The sequence below is a fragment of the Sphingobium sp. IP1 genome, assembly GCF_002708645.1.
Lineage (GTDB): Bacteria > Pseudomonadota > Alphaproteobacteria > Sphingomonadales > Sphingomonadaceae > Sphingobium > Sphingobium yanoikuyae.
The window spans coordinates 1-20,705 of sequence record NZ_NOIW01000096.1 but is presented as its reverse complement, the minus strand read 5'-3'; the positions used below and the strand labels follow the sequence as shown (position 1 = coordinate 20,705).

At 64.2% G+C, this 20,705-nt stretch carries 22 protein-coding genes; 14 read left to right on the top strand and 8 right to left on the bottom strand.

Annotation, left to right across the window (positions count from 1 at the left end):
• Positions 1 to 899: 12-oxophytodienoate reductase (locus CG471_RS23525; RefSeq protein ID WP_099233959.1), on the bottom strand; the 899-nt coding region annotated here is incomplete at its 3' end.
• 137 nt (positions 900 to 1,036) lie between these two features.
• On the bottom strand, positions 1,037 to 1,243 hold the full coding sequence (locus tag CG471_RS23520; RefSeq protein WP_099233958.1) for a ferredoxin: 207 nt from the start codon (positions 1,241 to 1,243) through the stop codon (positions 1,037 to 1,039).
• Between the two features lie 100 nt (positions 1,244 to 1,343).
• Between CG471_RS23520 and CG471_RS23515 the strand changes: the two genes are divergently transcribed.
• The 9 genes from CG471_RS23515 (at position 1,344) to CG471_RS23475 (ending at position 9,407) form a co-directional block, all read left to right on the top strand.
• Entirely contained in the window at positions 1,344 to 2,729 is a 1,386-nt protein-coding gene (locus CG471_RS23515) for an aromatic ring-hydroxylating dioxygenase subunit alpha (protein ID WP_099233957.1), read from the top strand.
• Positions 2,730 to 2,757: 28 nt separating this feature from the next.
• Complete coding sequence (locus CG471_RS23510; RefSeq protein ID WP_099233956.1) at positions 2,758 to 3,333, top strand: 3-phenylpropionate/cinnamic acid dioxygenase subunit beta; 576 nt, start codon at positions 2,758 to 2,760, stop codon at positions 3,331 to 3,333.
• Between the two features lie 14 nt (positions 3,334 to 3,347).
• Positions 3,348 to 4,517 carry an NAD(P)/FAD-dependent oxidoreductase gene (locus CG471_RS23505; RefSeq protein WP_099233955.1) on the top strand — a complete coding sequence of 390 codons (1,170 nt, stop codon included), beginning with the start codon at positions 3,348 to 3,350 and terminating at the stop codon, positions 4,515 to 4,517.
• Positions 4,514 to 5,326 (top strand): SDR family NAD(P)-dependent oxidoreductase, encoded by an 813-nt coding sequence (locus tag CG471_RS23500; RefSeq protein ID WP_099233954.1) that lies wholly within the window; start codon positions 4,514 to 4,516, stop codon positions 5,324 to 5,326. Before CG471_RS23505 ends, CG471_RS23500 begins: the two co-directional genes overlap by 4 nt.
• A complete protein-coding gene (locus CG471_RS23495; protein ID WP_099233953.1) occupies positions 5,323 to 5,955 on the top strand; it encodes a TetR/AcrR family transcriptional regulator in 633 nt (210 codons plus the stop codon). The genes CG471_RS23500 and CG471_RS23495 overlap by 4 nt, the downstream gene beginning before the upstream one ends.
• Before the next feature lie 4 nt (positions 5,956 to 5,959).
• Complete coding sequence (locus tag CG471_RS23490; RefSeq protein ID WP_257211669.1) at positions 5,960 to 7,186, top strand: acyl-CoA dehydrogenase family protein; 1,227 nt, start codon at positions 5,960 to 5,962, stop codon at positions 7,184 to 7,186.
• A gap of 101 nt (positions 7,187 to 7,287) precedes the next feature.
• Positions 7,288 to 8,208: a zinc-binding alcohol dehydrogenase family protein gene (locus CG471_RS23485; RefSeq protein WP_099233951.1), complete on the top strand. Its 921-nt coding sequence runs from the start codon at positions 7,288 to 7,290 to the stop codon at positions 8,206 to 8,208.
• On the top strand, positions 8,183 to 8,797 hold the full coding sequence (locus tag CG471_RS23480) for a gamma carbonic anhydrase family protein (RefSeq protein ID WP_257211668.1): 615 nt from the start codon (positions 8,183 to 8,185) through the stop codon (positions 8,795 to 8,797). The genes CG471_RS23485 and CG471_RS23480 overlap by 26 nt, the downstream gene beginning before the upstream one ends.
• A gap of 10 nt (positions 8,798 to 8,807) precedes the next feature.
• Positions 8,808 to 9,407: a malonic semialdehyde reductase gene (locus CG471_RS23475; RefSeq protein WP_099233949.1), complete on the top strand. Its 600-nt coding sequence runs from the start codon at positions 8,808 to 8,810 to the stop codon at positions 9,405 to 9,407.
• Positions 9,408 to 9,450: 43 nt separating this feature from the next.
• Here the strand turns inward: CG471_RS23475 and CG471_RS23470 are convergent, their stop codons facing one another.
• The 3 genes from CG471_RS23470 to CG471_RS23460 form a co-directional block, all read right to left on the bottom strand.
• Positions 9,451 to 10,674, bottom strand: coding sequence for a cytochrome P450 (locus CG471_RS23470; protein ID WP_099233948.1), 1,224 nt, complete (start codon positions 10,672 to 10,674; stop codon positions 9,451 to 9,453).
• A gap of 79 nt (positions 10,675 to 10,753) precedes the next feature.
• Positions 10,754 to 11,917: an acyl-CoA dehydrogenase family protein gene (locus CG471_RS23465; RefSeq protein WP_099233947.1), complete on the bottom strand. Its 1,164-nt coding sequence runs from the start codon at positions 11,915 to 11,917 to the stop codon at positions 10,754 to 10,756.
• A gap of 2 nt (positions 11,918 to 11,919) precedes the next feature.
• Positions 11,920 to 12,663, bottom strand: a complete 744-nt coding sequence (locus CG471_RS23460) for a GntR family transcriptional regulator (protein ID WP_099233946.1) — start codon at positions 12,661 to 12,663, stop codon at positions 11,920 to 11,922.
• 217 nt (positions 12,664 to 12,880) lie between these two features.
• Here CG471_RS23460 and CG471_RS23455 point away from each other — a divergent pair, with 217 nt between their 5' ends.
• Complete coding sequence (locus CG471_RS23455; RefSeq protein WP_257211667.1) at positions 12,881 to 13,195, top strand: hypothetical protein; 315 nt, start codon at positions 12,881 to 12,883, stop codon at positions 13,193 to 13,195.
• A 49-nt stretch (positions 13,196 to 13,244) separates the two neighbouring features.
• Here CG471_RS23455 and CG471_RS23450 read toward each other — a convergent pair whose 3' ends face one another.
• Genes CG471_RS23450 through CG471_RS23440 form a run of 3 tightly spaced genes read right to left on the bottom strand, consistent with a single transcriptional unit; the run spans position 13,245 to position 15,593 of the window.
• Complete coding sequence (locus CG471_RS23450; protein ID WP_099233944.1) at positions 13,245 to 13,952, bottom strand: TetR/AcrR family transcriptional regulator; 708 nt, start codon at positions 13,950 to 13,952, stop codon at positions 13,245 to 13,247.
• Positions 13,953 to 13,959: 7 nt separating this feature from the next.
• Positions 13,960 to 14,325, bottom strand: a complete 366-nt coding sequence (locus CG471_RS23445) for a hypothetical protein (RefSeq protein WP_099233943.1) — start codon at positions 14,323 to 14,325, stop codon at positions 13,960 to 13,962.
• A gap of 17 nt (positions 14,326 to 14,342) precedes the next feature.
• A complete protein-coding gene (locus CG471_RS23440) occupies positions 14,343 to 15,593 on the bottom strand; it encodes an acyl-CoA dehydrogenase family protein (protein WP_257211666.1) in 1,251 nt (416 codons plus the stop codon).
• 224 nt (positions 15,594 to 15,817) lie between these two features.
• On the opposite strand from CG471_RS23440, the gene CG471_RS23435 reads away from it, so the two are divergent.
• Genes CG471_RS23435 through CG471_RS23420 form a run of 4 tightly spaced genes read left to right on the top strand, consistent with a single transcriptional unit; the run spans position 15,818 to position 20,513 of the window.
• Positions 15,818 to 16,654, top strand: coding sequence for an SDR family oxidoreductase (locus CG471_RS23435; protein ID WP_099233941.1), 837 nt, complete (start codon positions 15,818 to 15,820; stop codon positions 16,652 to 16,654).
• A 25-nt stretch (positions 16,655 to 16,679) separates the two neighbouring features.
• Complete coding sequence (locus CG471_RS23430) at positions 16,680 to 18,257, top strand: NAD(P)/FAD-dependent oxidoreductase (RefSeq protein ID WP_099233940.1); 1,578 nt, start codon at positions 16,680 to 16,682, stop codon at positions 18,255 to 18,257.
• A 3-nt stretch (positions 18,258 to 18,260) separates the two neighbouring features.
• Positions 18,261 to 19,355 carry a phosphotransferase gene (locus CG471_RS23425; RefSeq protein ID WP_099233939.1) on the top strand — a complete coding sequence of 365 codons (1,095 nt, stop codon included), beginning with the start codon at positions 18,261 to 18,263 and terminating at the stop codon, positions 19,353 to 19,355.
• A 15-nt stretch (positions 19,356 to 19,370) separates the two neighbouring features.
• Positions 19,371 to 20,513 carry an epoxide hydrolase family protein gene (locus CG471_RS23420; protein WP_099233938.1) on the top strand — a complete coding sequence of 381 codons (1,143 nt, stop codon included), beginning with the start codon at positions 19,371 to 19,373 and terminating at the stop codon, positions 20,511 to 20,513.
• The last annotated feature ends 192 nt before the right edge of the window (positions 20,514 to 20,705 follow it).

Genomic DNA, 20,705 nt, shown 5'->3' with positions numbered 1-20,705 from the left:
ATGGTCGGCTTGCCCGTCAGCTTCCTGACCCAACCCGCCAGCCCCATGTCGGCCCCCTCGAAGGCCGGCGCCGTAAAAATGCGGGTGCTGGCATCGAATATATCCACCCCCGCCTCGACGAGCGGGGCGAGCATCGCTTCCAATTCGGCGGGCGTCTCCGCATTGCGCGCCTCATAATCTTGCAGCTTCCACTGGGAGAAGCGGAAGATGACCGGAAAGTCGGGCGCGGTCGCTGCCCGGATCGCGCGCACCAGTTCGACCGCGAAGCGCGCCCGCTCGGCAATCCCGCCGCCCCAGCGATCGTCTCGCACATTGGTATGGCGCCACAGGAAACTGTCGATCAGATAGCCATGCGCGCCATGCAGGGCCAAGCCGTCAAAGCCGACCGCCTTCGCATTGGCCGCGCTGCGGGCGAAGGCGGCGATCAGGTCGCCGATCTCGCTGTCGGTCAGCGGCGCGGTGGGCGTGCGCACCTGTTCCAGATAGTCGGGCGAGACCATCGCCTTGTCGGTCGGGCCCCATATGCCCGAGGGGCGGGCCGAGGGGGCATCGGGATGATAGCCCGTACCGGGCACACGAATGACGCCCTGGTGCCATAGCTGCGGGATGATGAGGCCGCCCGCCGCATGCACGCCGGCCACGATGTCGCGCCAGCGCGCCAGCGCTTCGTCACCATGCAGGACGGGTGAAGCGCCGCCCCCCATGGTTTCACGCCCCACGGCGGCGGGATGGTCCACGCCCACCCCTTCGGTGATGATCAGGCCCACATCAGCTTCGGCCCGTCGTCGATAATAGCCTGCCACGCCGTCCGATGGGATGCCGCCCGGCGAGAAATTGCGCGTCATCGGCGCCATCACGAACCGGTTGCGCAGGCGTAGCGAGCCCATCGTGAACGGCATGTATAAAATCTCAGCCTGCCCCATCAAAGCGGTCCTCTCCTTTGCCTGTCAAAAGACCGTGCCGCAGGGCATGGGCGTCGAAAACCTATCCTGTGACAGGACAGCCGCGCCCGGACCTCGCGCATGGTCGGGTCGACTCAGGCGGCTTCGACGGCAAGGGCGGACTGCGGACAGGCTTCGGCGCCTTCCCGGGCCTGCTCCTCCAGTCCTTCGGGAACGATTTCGCCGTCAACATACACGATGCCATTGGCGTCAAGCTTGTACACTTCAGGGCAAATTTCGGCGCACACGCCATAGCCGCAGCATGCCGCCTTATCGATCATCACTTTCAGTTTCTGGCTCATCCGGCCTCTCCTTCCTCTTTGATCACACATTACATCTTGAACAGATTTAGTTCAATATGTATAACACGACTCAATCAAGGAAATCGATCAGGAGAGCAACATGCTGCACAATGCCGGGCTGACGCTGAGCGACGGAACGACGCTTGACGATCTCATCAATCGCGACATGAACGAGGTGTCGCTGAGGGTGATGAATGACAAGGAGCTGTACGAGCTGGAGATGGAGCGGGTGTTCGCCCGCACCTGGCTGCTCCTTGGCCATGAGTCGGAAATTCCCAAGGCCGGCGACTATGTCATGCGCGACATGGCCGAAGACAATGTGATCGTCTCGCGCGACCGCAGCGGCGAAATCCACGTCATGCTGAACGTCTGCCCCCATCGCGGCATGAAGGTCTGCACGGCCGAAGCGGGGAATGCCCACGCCCATCGCTGCATCTACCATGGCTGGGCCTTCCGCGCGGATGGCAGCTTCATCGGCGCGCCGATCGAAAAGGAGCAGATGCACGGCAACAAGCGGTCCAAGGACGAGTTGGGGCTCAAAAAAGCCCGCGTCCACCTCTATGGCGGCCTGATCTTCGCCACCTGGAACAAGGATCTGTCGTTCGAGGATTATCTGGGCGACGCGAAATTCTATCTCGACCAGCTTTTCTGTCGCACCGACAATGGCCTCGAGATGCTTGGCCCGCCCCAGCGTTTCGTGCTGCCGTGCAACTGGAAGATTCCCGGCGAACAGTCCGGGTCGGACGGCTTCCATACCCTGACTTTGCACCGTTCGCTGATGGAAGGCGGCATCATGGGCGGCACGGCCGAGTCGATCTACGACACCGCGCCGGGCATGTATGGTGTCGATCTTTCGGTGCCGCAGGGCCATACGCTGCGTTGCCTGGAGGCGGCCCAGACCTTCAAGATGTTCGCCGACGTCAGCTTCGAAGGCAAGTCGACCGAAGAGCGGCTCCATCTGCTGCCGCCGCCGGGCATCACCAAGGAATTGATCCCGCAACTGTTCAGGAATCTGTCGGCAGACCAGGTCAAGCAGTTGGCGAACATTCCGCCCCAGGTCGGCGGCATGTTCCCCAACATCCTCGTCGCCTTCATCTTCGCGCCCCGCATGGATGGCGGCGCGTCGGGCGCCCTGTCGCTGCACACCTATGTGCCCAAGGGGCCGGACAAGGTGGAGTTCGTGAACTTCATCTTCGCGGAAAAGGACGCGCCGGAAGACGTGAAGCGCGACATGCTCCAGAACGCCATCTGGTCGACCGGCACGTCGGGCACGATCGAGCAGGACGATGCCGACACCTGGCCGCAGATCATGCGCAATTCGCGCGGCCATATGAGCAAGACGATCACGCTCAAATATCAGGCGCTGCACGGCCATGAGCGTCCCGAAGGCTGGGTCGGCGGCGGCGATCTCTATCCCGGCTTCACCAAGGACGACACGCAATGGGCATGGTGGATGGCCTATTACAACATGATGGCCGACGCCTGAGCCGACGCGACGAGAGAGGACAGATATCATGGTGAACTACGCGACCGCCGCCATCGACAAGACCAGCGTCATGCGCGGTCTTGTCTCCACCAAGCGCGTGCCGCTCGGCTCGGAAGTCTATAACCGCCTGCTCGAAGCCCTTTATGAGGAAGCCGCCGCACTCGACGAGCGCCGGTTCGACGACTGGGTGGCCTATCTGGAACAGGATCTGAGCTACACCGCCCCCCTGCGCCTCACCCGCAACGGTCCGAACAAGGACCGGGACGTGGTGCGCACGATGAAGCATTTCGACGAGAATTACGGTTCCATCCTGATGCGCACCGGCCGCCTGGCGAAGAGCGCCTGGGCCGAGGATCCGCCCTCGCGCACGCGCCGCTTCGTCACCAACGTCCGCGTCGCCGAAAGCGAGACGGTCGGCGAATATGAGGTGGTGAGCTATCTCTATGTCGAGCGCAGCCGCATGGACAATCCGGAGAATGAAACCATCAGCGCCGAACGCCGCGACATCTGGCGGCTGGTCGACGGCGCGTACAAGCTGGCGCGCCGGGAGATCATCGTCGACCAGTCGACGCTGGGCATGTCCAACTTCGCCATCTTCCTCTGACCGGACCTTTTCTGGTGACGGGAACCCCGCATATCGTGGTCGTCGGCAGCGGCCTCGCCGGCTATGGCGTCCTGCGTGAGCTGCGCAAGCTTGCGCCGGACGCCCGGCTGACGCTGGTCACGCAGGATGACGGCCATTTCTATTCCAAGCCCGCTTTGTCCACCGCCCTCGCCAAGGGCAAGGTTGCCGATACGCTGATCACCACGCCGGCGGAAAAGATGGTCGCGCAACTAAAGCTCGACCTGCGCGCCGGCCGCATCGTCGAAGCGATTGATCGGGAGGACAAGGCCGTTCTCACCACTGGCGGGCCGATCTTCTACGATCGGCTGGTGCTGGCGCTGGGCGCCGATCCGGTGCGTCCGCCGATCGATGGCGATGCCGCCCATCGTGCGCTCGCGGTCAACAACCTTGACAACTATCGCGAGTTTCGCGAAAAATTGCCGGACGGCGCCCGCGTGCTGGTGATGGGCGGGGGGCTTGTTGGCACCGAATTCGCCAACGATCTTTCGGCAAGCGGCTATCAGCCGGTGGTCGTCGATATGCTTGGACACCCCCTCGCACAGCTCGTGCCGCCGGGCGTGGGCCAGATGATCCGCGACGCGCTGGCCGAAAAGGGCGTGGAATGGCATCTCGGCCGCAAGGTGCTCGCCATCCATAAGGGCGAAAGCGGCATCCGGGCCGAACTGGACGACGGCTTGGTGATCGAGGCAGCGGCGGTCCTGTCCGCCGTCGGACTGCGTCCGCATATCGCGCTTGCGCAGGAGGCCGGGTTGGAGGTCGCGCGCGGCATCAAGGTCGATCAAACCGGCCGCACCAGCGACCCCGCCATCTATGCGATCGGCGATTGCGCCGAATATCCGCAGGGACTGGCGGCCTATGTCACCCCGATCATGGCGGCCGCTCGCGCCATCGCGCCCAGCGCGCTGGGCACGCCGACGGACATCCGCTTTCCGCCGCTGTCGGTCCAGGTCAAAACCACCGCTTATCCCGTCGTCCTGCTGCCCGCGCCTGTCGGCGTGGACGGGCAATGGCAGGAATTCGCCAATGACGAGCGCGGGCTGAAATATCATTATCACGACGCGGACGGGGCGATCCGCGGCTATGTTTTCACGAAAGACTATTGCCAGGACCGCATGGACATGGACCGTGCCCTGAGCGAGCAGATGACAGGAGCGGTAGCGTGACGGGATTGGTCAAGGACAAGGTCGCAATCGTCACGGGCGGCGCGAAGGGGCTAGGCTACGGGATTTCCCGCTGCCTAGCACAGGCGGGGGCGCATCTCCTGATCACCGGCCGCGATGGCGCCGCCGCTGAAGCGGTCGCAGCGGAGATCACGCAGAGCTTCGGCGTCCGCGCCATCGGCATGTCCGCCGATATGGGCGTCAAGACCGAAGTGGAGGCGATGATCGAGCGCGCCGTCAGCGAATTTGGCGGGCTGGATATATTGGTCAACAATGCGTCGCAGCTTTCGCCCAACGTGCTGCTGGAGCAGAAGACGGACGAGATGCTGCAGCGGACGCTGGAGATCGGCACCTGGGGCAGCTGGTGGGCCATGCGCGCCGCCTTCCCCCATATGAAGGCGCGCGGCGGCGGTTCGATCATCAACTTCTATTCGATCGACGCCCAGACCGGTGCCTGGCTCCATGCCGACTATAATATGAACAAGGGCGCGATCCTGGGGCTGACCCGGACCGCCGCGGTCGAATGGGGACGCTTCAACATCCGCACCAACGCCATCGCGCCGACCGGCATGGGACAGGTGTTCTCGGACCTCGCCGAAAACGTCCCCGGCTTTCTCGAAATGGCGACCGCCAGCAATCCGCTCAAGCGTGCGGGCGACCCGGAGAAGGACATCGGCCCGGTTGTCCTGTTCCTGGCTTCGGAAATGTCGCGCTTCGTCAATGGCGAGCTGATCAATGTGGATGGCGGTCAGCATCTGCCCGGTTATGTGAGCGTTCCGCACAACCTCGCCGAGATGGAAGCCCAGACATGAAATTGATGCCGCACACCGACTGGAGTGAAATCGTCGCGACGGATCAATCCGGCAGCGTCCAGAAGATCATGGACGGCACGTTGCGCGCGATCAACTCCATCGGCGCGCGGCGCCTGTCGATGAGCGACATCAGCGAAAGCAGCGGCGTTTCGCGCGGCACGCTCTATCGCTATTTCGCCTCCAAGGAAGAAGTGCTCGCCGCCTTCAGCGAATATATCTGCAGCAGCTTCGAAAAGGGCATCATGGAGTCGGGCGAAGGCATTGCCGACCCGATCGAGCGTTTTCGCGCGGTGATGCGCTTCTATGGCCGGTTCACAATCGAACGCTCGCCCGAAGGCATTTTCGAGGTCGAGCCGGCCTTCCATCTCAATTTCCTGCGCAGCCATTTCGGTCGCCACAAGGCCGCCGTCCAGCGCGCGCTTGAACCGGTGTTCGATCATTTCGAAAAGCTCATCGACAACCGGATCAACAGGGACGCCTTCTGCGACACGATGGTTCGCCTGCAACTGAGCACGCTCATCATTCCCGCCACACCGGACTGGCTGGCCATCTGGAACAGCGCGCCCGATCGATTGTGCGACTGGGCGCTGCAGATCGCCGGACACCATAGCGACCATAAGAAAGGATGAACTAATGGCTACTGCCCCCAAGATGGATAATGAGATCGAGTGCGGCTTCGCCGAAAAGGCCGTCGCCGACGCGATGGTGGAAAAGGCGCGCAGCTTTCGCGCTTTCCTGCAGGGCGAAGCGCCCGAGGGTGAAAAGCGGCGCAGTCCCACGCCTGCGGTCGACAAGATGCTGAAGGAAGAGGGATTCCTGCGCATGCTGCTGCCGCAGCGGCTGGGCGGCATGGGCCTGTCCCCCACGGATTTCTGCCGGGTGCAGATGGAGATCGCCAAAGGCGACCCGGCGATCAGCTGGGTCATCCAGATCATCAACGGCACGAGCTGGATCACCAGCCTGGCGCCCGACGGCGTGCAGGAGGCTGTGTTCGGCGACGGACCGCAGCCGGTCTGTGGCGCCTACAACCCGCCCGGCAAGGCCCGCAAGGTCGACGGCGGCTGGATCATCAACGGCACTTGGCCCTATATGTCCGGGTCGCGGCAGTCGAACTGGGCGCAGCAGGGTGTGGTGCTGGAGGGCTATGACGGCCCCGTCGTCCCCGGCATCAGCATGTGCTATCTGCCGATGGACAGCATGACCATTCAGGACACCTGGTTCGTGTCCGGCATGCAGGGCACCGGCTCCGACACGGCGATCGCCAAGGATGTCTTCATTCCCGAAGCCCAGATGGTGCTGATGGATGAGCGCGCCGGTCAGATCGACCGGACCAAGCGCCATTTCGGCGCCCCCTCCGACCTGCTGCCCGCCGTCCCGGTCGTCCGCACCACCGGCATCGCCCAGTTGATCGGCGCGGTCGAGGCCATGCTGGAGATCGTCACCGCCGAATCCCCCAAGAAGCCGGTGCTGACGACCATCATCGGCCCGCGCACCAAGTCTGGCGCCTATATGCGCGATCTGGGCGAAGCGGCGGCGATGATCGATACCGCCAAGCTGATCCTGTTCGACCTGACCGCCAAGCTGGACCGCGTCGGCCTGGGCGAGGAATTCACCCTTGCGGAAAAGGCGAAGCAGCGGGCGGGCGGCGCGCAGATGATCGAACTGATCCATGGCGCCAGCGAATCGCTGATGTTCCAGGCCGGCTCCTCTGGCTTTGCGCTGGACAAGCCGATCAACCGCTACTGGCGCGACGTTTCGATGGCGATGCGGCACATCCAGAATATCCCGACCATCGGTTATGAAATCTATGGCCGCAACCTGACCGCCGCCGATCCGATCTCGCCTCCGGGCGCCTATTGAGATCGATAAGCTATCGAAAGGAGGGTTGCCCGCTCGAAAGAACGGGCAACCCTCCTTCCTCAGCGGCCCGACCGCATCCATCACGACCATAGGGGAACGCCATGCGGGCCGCCCTGATCGACAGCGATGGTGGCTTCGCGCTGGCCGATCATCCCGAGCCAACCGCGCAGCCCGGCTATCGCGTCATCGACGTTGCCGCCGCCGGTATCGGCCCGACCGACCTCATGCGCGCGAAGGGCTTCTTCGGTCCCGTCGATGCGACTTATGTGCCGGGTGGCGAGGGTGTCGGACGGCTGGACGATGGAAGCCGCGTCTATTTCGGCCATAGCAGGCCGCCCTTCGGCGCGATCGCGGAACGCACACTTGTGGCCGAAGAGGAGATCTGGCCCGCACCGGACGGGCTTCCCGATGACCAGATTATCGCCCTCGCAATCTCCGGCACGGGCGCGCTGATCCCGCTGGAGGAAGCGCGGATCGCCAAGGGCGAATCCGTCCTCATTCTTGGCGCGACCGGTCCGGTTGGGCAGATCGGCGCGCAGGTCGCCCGGCTGCTGGGCGCGGGTCGCATCGTGGCCGCGGCGCGCAGCCGCGAACGGCTGGAGGCGATGCAGGCCGCCGGTCATGCCGATGCGATCGCCCTGTTGGGCGAAGGCGATGACGACGTCGCGCTGCAAGCGCTCTCGGAAGGCGGCTATGATGTCGTACTCGACATCATCTATGGCCCGCCCGCGCAAGCGGCGATGCGCGCCACCCGCCCCGGCGCGCGCATGATGAGCATCGGCGTGCAGGCCGGGCCGACGGTCGCGCTGTCCCTGCGCGACCTCGTCTTCCGCAGCCATATCGGCGTTGGCACCGGACAACGGCCGGCCAGCGAGCGCCGCGCCGCCTATGACCGGCTGATCGCCATGGCGATGACACAGGGCCTGACCGTCGACACGCGCCGCTATGCCTTTGCCGATGCCGCCGATGCCTGGGCGGCGCAGGCCGGCAGTCCCCATGGCAAGATCGTCATCACCCGCTGATCCGATGGGAACTCCCGCCTATATCGATTCCACCGCCCGCCTGTTCGGCGATGTGCGGCTGGGCGACGATTGCAGCCTGTGGCCCTATGCCGTCGTCCGTTCCGAACGGGCCTATGTCTCGATCGGGCGCTGCGCCAGCGTGCAGGACCATGCGATGGTCCATATCGGCTGGGATGATCCCACGATCATCGGCGACTATTGCACCATCGGCCATCGCGCGGTGGTCCATGGCTGCATCATCGAACCTGCCTGCCGGATCGGCGTCGGCGCGACCATCATGGAACGCTGCGTCATAGGGCGCGGCTCGATCGTCGCCGGACACAGTTTCCTGCCGCCAGACAGTGTCATCCCGCCGCATTCGCTCGTCATGGGCACGCCTGGCCGGGTCGTCCGCCCCATCGACAAGCTGCGCGCGAACATCGTCGATGCGCTGCTGTATCGGGACAATGGGCGCGCCTATGCCACAGGCAAACATCGCATATGGGTCGATTCCGACATGACGAAGCTGGGCGAAGAGGCCGATGCGATCCTTGCACGCGAGGCCGCAGGCTGGAATGATCGGGATATGCCCCAATCCCACAGAACATAAGGCTGCGATCATGCCCGAAGCCCCCGCCCTGACCGAAGATGCCATGCTGAGCCTGCTCTTCCGCAACGCCCGCACCCATAATCAATGGAGCGATCGTCCGGTTACAGACGAGACTGTCCGGAGCCTCTACGACATCGCCAAATGGGGGCCAACGACGGCAAACAGTAATCCGGGCCGCTTCGTCTTCGTCCGCTCCGCCGCCGCCAAGGCGCGCCTCAAGCCGCATCTGAGCGCAGGCAATGTAGACAAGGTTATGCAGACCCCCTGCACCGTAATCATCGCGGGCGACACGCGCTTCTACGAATTTTATGGCAAGCTGTTCCCGTCGCGCGACATGCGCAGCACGTTCGAAGGCAAGGACGCGCTGATCGCGGACACGGTGGCGCGTTCCTCGACGCTCCAGGGAGCTTATCTCATCATGGCGGCGCGGACGCTGGGCCTGGATTGCGGCCCGATGTCGGGCTTCGACCAGGCCGGCACCGATGCGGAATTTTTCCCGGACGGCCGGTGGAAGAGCAATTTCCTGTGCAATATCGGCTATGGCGATCCGGCGGGTCTCTTTCCCCGCAACCCCCGGCTCGATTTCGAAGAGGCCTGCCTCGACGTCTGATGCAGGGCGAGGCGTCCGCCACAAGGCGAACGCCTCCCGCCGTTCAGCTTGCAGGCGTCCAGACCAGCGGCAGGGCGACCGGCTGGATCATGCCCAGATGGCATTCCACCTGATGGCCGGGCGCGATGCGGAAGTCGGGAATGCGCGCGAGAAATTCCTCCATCGCGATCCGCAACTCGCGGCGCGCCAGATGCATGCCGACGCAGGTATGGATGCCGAAACCGAAACCGACATGCCGTGGCCGCCGGTTCAGCCGAACCTCGGCAGGCGCATCGAACTCGGCCGGATCGCGACCGGCGAGCGTGGTCGACATCGCCACCTTGTCGCCGGGCATGAAGCGTATGCCGGCCACGTCCGTCTCCTTCTTGCAGGTTCTGAAGGTCGTCACCGCGCCATAGGCCCGCATCAGCTCGTCTATGGCGTGGGGGATTTCCGACGGATTGGCGCGCAGATAGGCCTGATCCTCCGCATGGCTGCCCAGATGGCGGAAGTGCAGGCCCATATTGGTCGAAACCGTGTCCAGCCCACCAATGAACAGGTTGAACATGAAGCCCAGCAGTTCGTCGTCGGTCAGCGCCCTGTCACCGATCCGCCCCTGCACGCCGAAACTGATGAGGTCATCGCGCGGGTTGGCCCGCCTGTCCTCGATCTCGCCACCCAGATAGGCGAGCACGCTGCGTGTCGCCTCGGCAATCTTGGACAGATCGTGATTGTGGAGCAGGTTCATTTCCCACGCCATGAACTCGCTCATCCGGTCATGCGGCAGGCCCATCAGTTCCATGAATACCTTGATCGGAAATTCGAAGGCGAAATCGCCCATGAACTCGCACTGGCCGCGCGGGGCGAAGGCGTCGATATATTCCACCGCATAGTGCCGGATCTTGTCCTCTAGCGCCGCCATCGCCTTGGGCGTGAAGGCCGGATTGACCATCTGGCGAAAGGGCCCGTGGGCAGGCGGATCGAGTTCCGCTGGCGAGTTGATCCAGTTCCCGCCCACCAGCTTGGAGAAGGGCGAAAAGTCGGTCGAGGAGAAATGATCGGTGTCGAGATAGATTTCGCGCAGATGCGCCATGCGACGCGGCACCCAGGCGGGCGTGCCCCCCGGATAGGCGTGGGCGGCATAGATGATATCAGGCCCCTCATGCACCTGCATCGCCAGGTCGTCGAACGGGTCCACCGCCGTCGTCATGCCGAAGATGAAAGGGAAGTCCCGGCTCACCAGTTCGGGCGGCACATGATCGGGAATCGGCTGCGCGGGAAACATCATCGCACTTGCTCTCCTTGTCGTCTTTGCCTGCGATTTCGGACGGACAGTGGACGCCGCCCGCACGCCAGGCACCTGTCCTTCAGAAGGATCGCGGCAGGCCCAGGCTCTCCGCGATCCCGTTGCGCACCATTTCGTTGGTGATGGGACCAATCCGCCACAGGCGGCTGTCGCGCCAGTAGCGTTGCATGTCGGTTTCCGCCGAATAGCCCATACCGCCCAATATCTGGATGCCCATGTCCGCCGCCGCATTGGCGTTTTCGGACGCCATCAGCTTGAGCATATTGGCCTCGACGCCGACAGTCTCGCCCCGGCTCTGCTTGTCCGCGCAATAATGCAGCATCAGTTCGGTCGTCTTCTGCATGGTCGCAATGTCGGCGACATAATGCTGCAGGCTCTGGAAGCGACCGATGATCCCGCCAAAGGCCTTGCGCTGCTGCATATAGTCGAGCGCGTCTTCCAGCACGCCGTCGATGACGCCCAGGCAGAAGGCGCCAACCATGATGCGCTCGTTATTGAGCGTGGGCAGCAGCATGTACCAGGCCTTGTGGGGCTCACCCAGAACATGCTCGTCCGCGATGAACGCATCCTCGAAATGAACCGAGCAACTACCCATCGACCGCATGCCGAGCTTGGCCAGCGGGGTGATCGTCACGCCCGGGGTCTTCGTCGGCACCCAGAAGAGGGTCAGGCCCTGATGCTTCTTCTCGACGCCCCTGTCGCTGCGCGCGATCACCAGCAGATAATCGGCGACATGCGCGGAGGAAGACCAGATCTTCTCGCCATTGAGCCTCCACCCGCCATCGACCCGGTCGGCGGTGGTGGCCATCGCGCCGAGCAGGTCCGTGCCGCCGCCCGGCTCGGTAAAGGCGATCGCGGCCTTCAACTGGCCGGTCGCGATCAGCGGCAGATATTTCGCCTTCTGTTCGGCCGACCCGTAAAGGCCGATCGACTTGGACCCGGCAAAGCTGGTGATGCCCCAAATCCACGCCAGCCCGCCCAGCGACCGGGCCAGTTCCCGCGCCAGCAGCATCTGCATGACGACGTCGCCGCCCTGCCCGTCATATTCCTCCGCTATGCCGACGCCGTGGAAGCCCGCTTGCGTGAACTTGTCCCACAGCGCGAAGGGATAGTGATGCTCGTCCTTTTCGAGCGCGCGCGACCAATCCTTGGGCACTTCGCTGTCCATCCAGCGGCGGACCATATCGCGGAAAGAGCGATATTCTTCGGGCAGTTCGAAATCCATTGTCAGTCCTTTTGGTGTTGGTTCAAAGCGCCGCCCGCCATGGTCTCGCCATCGCACAGGGCAATCAGGCGCGCCGCCATCCGGTCGAGGCAGGCCAGCACGCCGGCCTGATCGCCCGCCAGGAAGGCCTGCAATATCGCCTCATGCTGGTGGAGGCCGCTTTCGCGGAGGGTCGTGATGCCATGCAGGAAAATGAAGCGGGCGATCAGCCCGCGCCGGTCCAGCGTCGACCGCAACAATTCACGGCTCGCCGACGCCTTGATGAAGATCGTGTGGAAATCGAGGCCAGCCATGATCGCGGCCATATATTCGTCGCTCTCCAGTGCCGCCCGATAGCGTGCGATCGCCCGCTCCAGCGCCCTGATCTCCGCTGCGCCGATGCGGGGCATGCCCCAGCCATAGCCCAGCCGCCACAGTTCGGCCTGCACGCGGATCAGGTCACGGGTCACGTCGGGGTCGATCGGCGTCGCCCGCTTCAACCTATGAGTTTCGACTTCGACCAGCCCTTCGGAGGCCAGTGTGCCCAGCGCTTCCCTGACCGGCGTCGCGCTGACATTCAGATCCTGCGCCAGCGCCGTTTCCCGCAGCAGCGCGCCAGGCGGAATGACACCCGCCACGATCCTCGATCGCAACACCGCCGCCACGGCCTGGCGCCGCGTCGCCGGGGACTGCAAGATTTCGGGTGACTCAAGCCGGTCAAGGGCCGATCCCCAATAGGCCGTGGAGGATATATCCTGCGATTCCATATTCTATAGAATGCAGCAGACCGGAACGATCCATTCCTCTCCAAGGATAGGGTGTCGGGCCAGCGAACCGCTGTAAAGCGGCTGCATGAAATGCCCGAAATGTAAAACGCCGCAGGACGGTTATGGCGGGTGGTGCCGCGCTTGCGGCCATGCTGGCGGCAATGCTCGCCGCGCGATGCTGTGGACCTTGATACCCACATCGATTATCGCGGTCCTATTGCTCGGCAGGATCGCCTATGCCGAAATCACGCGGCAAGGCAGCAGCCGCAACATCTACAGCAACGCCATCGAAACCCAGAATGCGAGTGGCCGCAGCGCCGCCTTCGCCAAGCTCATGCATGATGCGGGGCAGACATGCACGCGCACGTCCAAGTCCCTGTTCAGGGGGGATATCGGCCCTAACGCGGCCTGGGCGCTGCGCTGCGAGGATAGCGGCGACTGGCTGGTCCTGATCGCGTCCAACGGCGCGACACGCATTGCCAACTGCGGTCCGCTGGACAAGGCCGGGACACCCTGCTGGACCCGACTCTAAGGCGGCGGCGACTCCTGGAGCCAACGCGATTGCAATCCGCGTCGGCCGGTCAGCCGAGCCCCTCCCCGCTCCGCCACCAGCCAAGGCCGGGTGCGGCCCGCGTCATCATATCCCATGCCTGCACGCGCGCCGCTGCGATGGCGGCCGGGTCCGCTCCCAGACCGGCGAAGGTACGCTCGATCATCTCGTCAATATAGTCGCGTGGTTCCACCGACCGGAGCATCAGGCGCCGCCGCGCCTCGATCGTCATGCCGACGATCAGATCCACCGCCACGTCGATCGACCGGAACTGCATCTGGCCGCCATCCTTCGCGGCATCCAGCGCATCACGAACCAGCAGGTCGAACATGCTCGCCCGCGCGAAATAATCGACATAGTCGACACGGCAGGTAAAGCCGCCCCAGCGCGGATCATGCCAGGCCCGCGCCATCGCCATCGCCGCGCCGCCGACCGCCCGGACCAGCGGGTCCGCCACATCGTCGAACAGCCTGCGGAAATCGGCGATCAGGTCCGCCGTCATCCGTTCGCCCAGTTCATTCACCGCAGCGTCGAGGGAGTCGAAATATTTGTAGAAGCTGCCGCGCGATACATCCGCCGCGCGGATCACATCATCGATCACCAGACTGCCGCTGCCCTGCCCCGGCTGATAGAGGTCGAGCACGGCGTCGAGCAGCCGATCGCGCATCCGGGCGCGCCTGATCGCCGCCGCAGCCGTGCGCGGATCGACAACGGGGGGAGCAGGCGCGGCGTCGGGCATCGCCTCCCTATTGCATCGGGTGAAAATAGCGCGCAAGCAAACTGCCATCCTCGCCGAATATATACTGTTCGATGCTGTGCACGCAGACAGGATGCCCGTCATATTCGCCTTCGTTGCGGACATAGATGACCGCTTCGTTGCCGCTCACCTTCACATCCTCGACGAACAGCTTCCACCCGACATATTGCGCGCACAGGGCCTCCAGCTTGTCCCAGCCTTCCTGAACCGGGCCGGTGGCCGGATCCTGCACCTTGAATCCGCCCGGCGCGATCGCGCGGAACGCCGCCATGAAATCGTCGATACGGCCCTCGCTGAACATGTCGGCCTGGGTCTTCAGGAATGTCGCGATTTCCTGCGTGGTCGGTTGTGTCATGATATGTCCTTCTCCTGTCATTTCGGTTCCGCCCAGATCGGTGCTGGCGTGATGTCGGGCAGCAGGGCGATATTGGACGGCAGGCCGGTGATCGCCCGGCCATATAGTTCGATGGAAAGTTGCCCGTTCAGCGCATTGTGGCGGGTGCCGACGCTCAGGTCGCGCCAGATCCGCTGCAACGGGCTGGAAAGGGCGAAGGCGCCCGGTCCGGCAACATCCATCAACCGGTTGCCCGCCGCGCGCAGCAATTCCATGGCATAGCCGCAATCGGCCTGGATTTGCGCCTTGTCGAAGCCTGTGAGTACGCGGCGTTGCGCGGTTTCGTCCAGCATCCCGGCAGCCCGGCGCACATGCAGCCAGGCCGAATCGATCTCCATCGCCGCGCGGCCAGTCATGCCGACCAACGCTTCCGAACCGCTCTGCCCGGCATAGGTCCAGCCCACCACCTGCCGCCTGGGCATCGCCTGCACCACGCCTTCGAGCAGCGCCGTCGCCGCACCCAGCATCGGCGCGAGCACGCCCAGCGGAAAAAGCGGCTCCATCGGCCAGCGATCGCGCGGCTCCAGCCCCTCCATCGCTAGGATCGCCTCGGCAGGCGGCGTGCGCGACGTCCAGAGGATGAGTTCGTCCGGCACGAACAGATCCTGCGCGACGATCATGTTGCTGCCGGAACCGGCCATGCCCGCGACATGCCAATTATCTTCGATCGAGCAGGCCGGGTCGCGCAGATCCAGAAATGCCAAAGCGGGTTCAACACCCCGATCCGTATCGACCATGACGCCGTTCAGCGCCCAATCGGCATGCAGGCACCCCGATCCATAGCCCCAGCGCCCCGACACGCGATAGCCGCCCGACACCGCAACGGCTTTGCCAGAAGGCGCGGAGGCGCTGCAAAATAGTTCCTCGCCGGTCTGGAACAGCCGCTCTGTCATGGCCGGCGGCAACGCGCACGCCGTTCCGGTAATCCCGGACAGCAGACCATAGGCCCAGGCAGTGCCGACGCAGCCCTTGGCCAGTTCGGCGACGGTCTCGATATGGGTGGTCAGCCTGTGTCCCGGCCCACCGGCCCGTTCGGGCGCCGTAATATGGAACAGGCCGGACGAGCGAAGCGCCTCCATCACCGGGGGAACGATCCGTCGCTCCCGCTCGCAGGCCGCGGCATGGTGCTCCAGCAAGGGCCGCAACGACGACGCGACACCTATGGGATCGGCAACGAAGGCCACGGGCTGCTTGTGCGCCGGGTGCTTTTCTACCGTTTCAGATCGCATCCGAATCATCCCTCCTCGCTATTTCCACATATAATGACGTTATTGTCATTGTATCACAAGCATGATCCGGGCGCGCCTGCCCGCCCCACCTTCCTGCGGATCGCTGCATTATCGTTTCGACACGCCCTGCCTCCCGATAGGCTGTCGGCGAACGCTCCTCTTCTAGGGTCCGCGCAATCGCCGACAGCGCCGATAAGGCCGGCTCCAAGAGAGGACTTGCACCGATGCGTAAAATCGACCTTCCGCCCTTCGACCGCGCCGCTTTCGTCGACAAATATGGCCCCTGGGCCATCATCGCCGGCGCATCCGAAGGAACCGGCGCCTGCTATGCGGAACAGCTCGCCGCCATAGGCATCCATCTGGTGCTGGTCTCGCGCCGGCAGGAGGCGCTCGATGCGCTCGGCCAGCGGCTGGCAACCGAACATGGCATCGAATATCGGGCCATCACCGCCGACCTCACCGAACAGGGCGCTGGAAGCCGGCTGGTCGAGGCGACCGCCGATCTCGACATCGGCCTTTATATTTCCAATGCCGGCGCGGACGGCGCGGGCAATAGTTTCTTCGGCGAACCCGTCGATCGATCGCTCCGACTGCTCACCATGAATGCGGCCAATGTGCTGGAAGCGGTGCATGGCTTTGGCAATCGCTTCCTCAAGCGCGGCAAGGGTGGCGTTATCGTCATGTCGTCTGGCGCAGGCCTTGGCGGGCAGCCCTGGCTGGTCATGTATTCCGCGACCAAGGCGTTCGAACTCAATTTCGTCGAATCGCTCTGGGCCGAACTGGACGGGCAGAATGTCGATATCGTCGGCGTCGCCGCCCCGATCATGGATACGCCGACCCTGCGCCGCGCCACCGAAGGACTGGGGATGGACTATTCCATGGCCTATGATCCAGCCGATGTCTGCGCGCTCGCCCTAGCCAGCCTAGGCAAGGAACCGTTGGTGATCGTTCCCGATGGCCCGGACGAGGAGAAAATCCCGCAGATCCAGGCCGATCGAAAGACCCGCCTGGTCGCGCTGGCCGAATGGGGCAAGGCCTATACCGCCGCCGCGAACGGCTGACCGGGCACAAAAAGGGGAAGAGGAAATGACGGATCAGGTCGACGTCGTCGTCATCGGCGCAGGACATAATGGCATGGCTGCCGCCGGATATCTGGCCAAGGCCGGCAAGAAGGTCGTCGTGGTCGAGCGTCTGGCCAAGGTCGGGGGCATGACCAGCTCGGGCTATATGATCCCCGAAGCCCCCGACCATCTGGTGACGCCCTGCGCGGTCGAACTTCTGTTCGCCCGCAAATCCGGCATCATCGAGGATTTCGACCTGCCCAAATATGGCCTTCGCACCGTCGATCCCGATCCGACCTATGCCTATCTCCATCCCGATGGCAGCTCGATCGCGCTCTTCTACGACTATCACCGCACGGCGGAGGATATTGCCCGCATCAACCGCAATGACGGCAAGGCCTATCTGGAGTTCATGAAGACGCTGAACGTCATGATGGACATCGGCTTTCCGCTGATGATGGCGGAGCCCGGGCGGCCGGACGTCAAGAACCTGTCGAAGATGATCGGCAGCGCGGTCCGCAACGTCCGGCTGAAGGACGAACTGATCGCCATGTCGAAGGCAACGGCCGACCAGATCGCCTGCGAGCGGTTCGAGCATCCGGCGACGATCGCCCTGTTGCTGGGCATCGCGGCGGGGGCCGGCCCGGTCGATGACGACGGCAATGCCGCCGCCTACATGATCTTTGCCGTCACCCATAAATATGGCACCGGAAAGCCGATCGGCAGCCTGCAATCCTTCTCCGACGCGCTCGCCCGCAGCATCGAGGACGCGGGCGCGACGATCGAACTCAATGCGCCGGTGGCGGAGATCATCGTCGATGACGGCGCGGCGAAGGGCGTACGGCTGGAGGACGGGCGGGTCATCCAAGCGAAGATGGTCATCGCAACCTGCGATCCCCGCACGGCCATGCGCCTCACGACGCCCGGCGGCGTGCCGCGAGCGCTGACCCAGCGGATCGAACATGCCCCGGCGAACCGCTCGAACGCGGCGCCCTTCCTCGCGAACATCGCCATGTCGGGGCCGCTCAGCCTGAAGAAGCATCAGGATTTGCGGCATGACGACGCCGATCTCAACAAGGCGGTCGGGCTGATCGGCACGCCGGAGGAAGTGCGCGAGTCCTTCGCCATGGCGCGGCGCGGCGATATTCCCGACCGGCACGCCATGTCGCTCAGCCCCTTGTCCAATTCCGACCCGACGCAGGCGCCTCCGGGCGGCTCGCTCGCCTATGTCTATCTGCCTGGCGTCGCCGTGGACGCGCGGGAGGGCTGGTCGCCCGCGCTCAAGGACCGGACCATGACATCTGTAATCAGTCATCTGGGCGAATTTTACGACGGCCTGGACACGGAAGTCGGCCGCTTCGTCGAAACCGCGCGGGAACGCGAGAAGCGGCTCAACGTGACCAACGGCTGCGTGACCCATATCGATTTCGGTGCCCTGCGGTCGGGCGTCCATCGCCCGGCCACCGGTTTCGGCGGTCCCAAGCCGCCCTTCCCCGGCTTCCTGATCGGCGGCGCGGGCGCGCATCCGGGCGGGGGCGTATCCGGCATTGCCGGACGGATCGCCGCCAACCGGGCGCTGCGCGAACTCAAGAAGATCAAATAAGCGATGTCGAACATACCCAATCCGGTCGGCATCCCCGCGCATCTGGACAATGTGACGGCGCAGTGGCTGACGCAGATCATGCAACCGCGCTATCCCGGCATCGTGGTCGAGGGGATGGAGCAGGTGTTCCTCCGCAACAGCCACACCACCAAATATCAGGTAAAGCTGACCCTCAACGATGTCGGTAAGGCGGCGGGCATCCCCGACAATGTCTGCCTCAAGGCCAATTGGGCGCAGTTCGACAGCCAGGGCATCTGTCGCCTCGAAGCGCGCTTCTACGAGGATTTCCGCCGCCACGTCGCCTTCCCGGCGCCGCGCTCCTATTTCGAGGCGTGGGATCCGCGCCCCGACAGCGGTCAGGGACTGGTCGTGATGGAGGATCTCTCCGTCGAGGGCGGCCATTTCGGCATCAGCACCGACCATATGGGCGTGGAGGAAGCGGCCCGTGCGGTCGCCAGCCTTGCCCGCATCCATGGCGCCTTCTGGGACAGCCCGGTCCTTCACGCGGCCGACTGGCTTCCCGTCTCCATGGCGACGCCGGTGGACACGCAGCAGTTGACCATGATGTACGGCTTTGCCGAGCAGAACCATGCCAAGCCGGACTATCAGGCCTTCCTGCCGGGCTGGATCAAGGACGATCTCTCGCGCCTGCATGGCGTCTATAACGCCCTGATCGATTTCGCGCAGACCAAGGAACAGGGGCCGTGGTGCCTTGTCCATGGCGACAGCCACCAGGGCAACAGCTATGTCCGCCCCGATGGCGAGCGGGTGTGGCTCGACTGGCAACTGGTCCGCAAGGGTCGGCCGATCCGCGATTTCACCTATTTCGTGCTGGGCGCGCTCACGATCGAGGAGCGGCGCGCGCATGACCGCGAATTGCTGCGCCATTATCGGAACTGCCTGATCGAAACGGGGGCGCTCGGCGTCCCGGACGACGACACGCTATGGGAACATTATCGCCGCTGGCCGCCCTATGCGATGCAGGCGTGGATCGCGAACATGGACGAATGGGGCCAGAAGGGCATGCACATCGTCGAGCGCATTTTCGTCGCGGGCGAGGATCTGGGCACGGTCGCCGCGCTCGGCGTGCAATTTTGATGACGAGATGATCGGATGACCGACGCCATCACGGCCTTTCGCGCCGATATTCCGCAGGAAGCACTGGACGACCTGCGCCTCCGGTTGCGCCGCACGCGCTGGCCCGAGCCGCAGACGGTCGGTGACTGGAGCCAGGGCGTCCCGCTCGCGGTGATGCGCGATCTGTGCGCCTATTGGGCGGACGGCTATGACTGGCGGCGGTGTGAGGCGACGCTTAATGCCCTGCCCCAGTTCACCACCGCGATCGATGGCCTGTCCATCCATTTCATCCATGTACGCAGCCCCCGCCCGGATGCGCTGCCGCTGATCCTGACCCATGGCTGGCCGGGATCGGTGCTGGAATTTATGAAGGTGATCGGCCCCCTGACCGATCCGGCCGCCCATGGCGCGCCCGACGCGCCGGCCTTTCATGTCGTCGTCCCGTCGCTGCCGGGCTATGGCTTTTCGGGCAAGCCGACGGCCACGGGCTGGGGCGTCGAGACGATCGCGCGAAGCTGGATCCAGCTCATGCGGCGCCTGAGTTATGACCGCTTCGCCGCGCAGGGCGGCGATTGGGGCGCGGCGGTCACGACCGCCATCGCCATGGCGGCGCCGCCCGAATGTATCGGCGTCCATCTCAACATGCCGCTCGTCTTTCCGGAGGAGAGCGATTTTGCCGACCTTACCCCCGCCGAGGCCAAAACGGTCGAGCGGATGCAATATTATCAGGAGCATGATTCCGGCTACGCCAAGCTGCAAGGCACCCGGCCGCAGACGATCGGCTATGGGCTGGCGGACTCGCCCGCGGCGCAAGCCGCCTGGATCTACGAGAAGTTCCAGGCATGGACCGACAATCGGGGCCTACCGGAAGAGGCCCTGACGCGCGACGAAATGCTGGATGTGATCAGCCTCTACTGGCTCACCAACAGCGGCGCGTCGTCCGGGCGGCTCTATTGGGAAAGCGCCAATGCGTTTCAGCCTTGCCGGCTGGACCTGCCGGTGGGCGTCAGCATCTTCGCGCAGGAGATTTTCCGGCCGTCGCGGCGCTGGGCCGAGCGCAGCTACCCGCGCCTTATTCACTGGAACGAGCTGGATGCCGGCGGCCATTTCGCGGCCTTCGAGCAGCCGGCGCTGTTCGTCGCAGAATTGCGGGCCTGTTTCGCCGCGATGCAAGCGTAGCGTCCGCCGCGATCGACCTACCGCCCGGCAGGCTCGATTTCCCTTCCAGCGACCAAAATCCCCTCCGCATCGGGATCGTGCCGGATGACTGCACCGATGCAGGACGGCGGCGCGAGCCCACAAGAGAGAGGATAGTGCATGAGCGAGCCTGCCGTCGCCACCCCTGCCGTCATCGACCGGCACCTTGTCCCC

Bases quoted from the DNA above. Each gene is read 5' to 3' on its own strand.
- CG471_RS23520 (WP_099233958.1), bottom strand. From the start codon at position 1,243: ATGAGCCAGAAACTGAAAGTGATGATCGATAAGGCGGCATGCTGCGGC.
- CG471_RS23515 (WP_099233957.1), top strand. From the start codon at position 1,344: ATGCTGCACAATGCCGGGCTGACGCTGAGCGACGGAACGACGCTTGAC.
- CG471_RS23510 (WP_099233956.1), top strand. From the start codon at position 2,758: ATGGTGAACTACGCGACCGCCGCCATCGACAAGACCAGCGTCATGCGC.
- CG471_RS23495 (WP_099233953.1), top strand. From the start codon at position 5,323: ATGAAATTGATGCCGCACACCGACTGGAGTGAAATCGTCGCGACGGAT.
- CG471_RS23490 (WP_257211669.1), top strand. From the start codon at position 5,960: ATGGCTACTGCCCCCAAGATGGATAATGAGATCGAGTGCGGCTTCGCC.
- CG471_RS23485 (WP_099233951.1), top strand. From the start codon at position 7,288: ATGCGGGCCGCCCTGATCGACAGCGATGGTGGCTTCGCGCTGGCCGAT.
- CG471_RS23480 (WP_257211668.1), top strand. From the start codon at position 8,183: ATGGCAAGATCGTCATCACCCGCTGATCCGATGGGAACTCCCGCCTAT.
- CG471_RS23475 (WP_099233949.1), top strand. From the start codon at position 8,808: ATGCCCGAAGCCCCCGCCCTGACCGAAGATGCCATGCTGAGCCTGCTC.
- CG471_RS23470 (WP_099233948.1), bottom strand. From the start codon at position 10,674: ATGATGTTTCCCGCGCAGCCGATTCCCGATCATGTGCCGCCCGAACTG.
- CG471_RS23465 (WP_099233947.1), bottom strand. From the start codon at position 11,917: ATGGATTTCGAACTGCCCGAAGAATATCGCTCTTTCCGCGATATGGTC.
- CG471_RS23460 (WP_099233946.1), bottom strand. From the start codon at position 12,663: ATGGAATCGCAGGATATATCCTCCACGGCCTATTGGGGATCGGCCCTT.
- CG471_RS23450 (WP_099233944.1), bottom strand. From the start codon at position 13,952: ATGCCCGACGCCGCGCCTGCTCCCCCCGTTGTCGATCCGCGCACGGCT.
- CG471_RS23445 (WP_099233943.1), bottom strand. From the start codon at position 14,325: ATGACACAACCGACCACGCAGGAAATCGCGACATTCCTGAAGACCCAG.
- CG471_RS23440 (WP_257211666.1), bottom strand. From the start codon at position 15,593: ATGCGATCTGAAACGGTAGAAAAGCACCCGGCGCACAAGCAGCCCGTG.
- CG471_RS23435 (WP_099233941.1), top strand. From the start codon at position 15,818: ATGCGTAAAATCGACCTTCCGCCCTTCGACCGCGCCGCTTTCGTCGAC.
- CG471_RS23430 (WP_099233940.1), top strand. From the start codon at position 16,680: ATGACGGATCAGGTCGACGTCGTCGTCATCGGCGCAGGACATAATGGC.
- CG471_RS23425 (WP_099233939.1), top strand. From the start codon at position 18,261: ATGTCGAACATACCCAATCCGGTCGGCATCCCCGCGCATCTGGACAAT.
- CG471_RS23420 (WP_099233938.1), top strand. From the start codon at position 19,371: ATGACCGACGCCATCACGGCCTTTCGCGCCGATATTCCGCAGGAAGCA.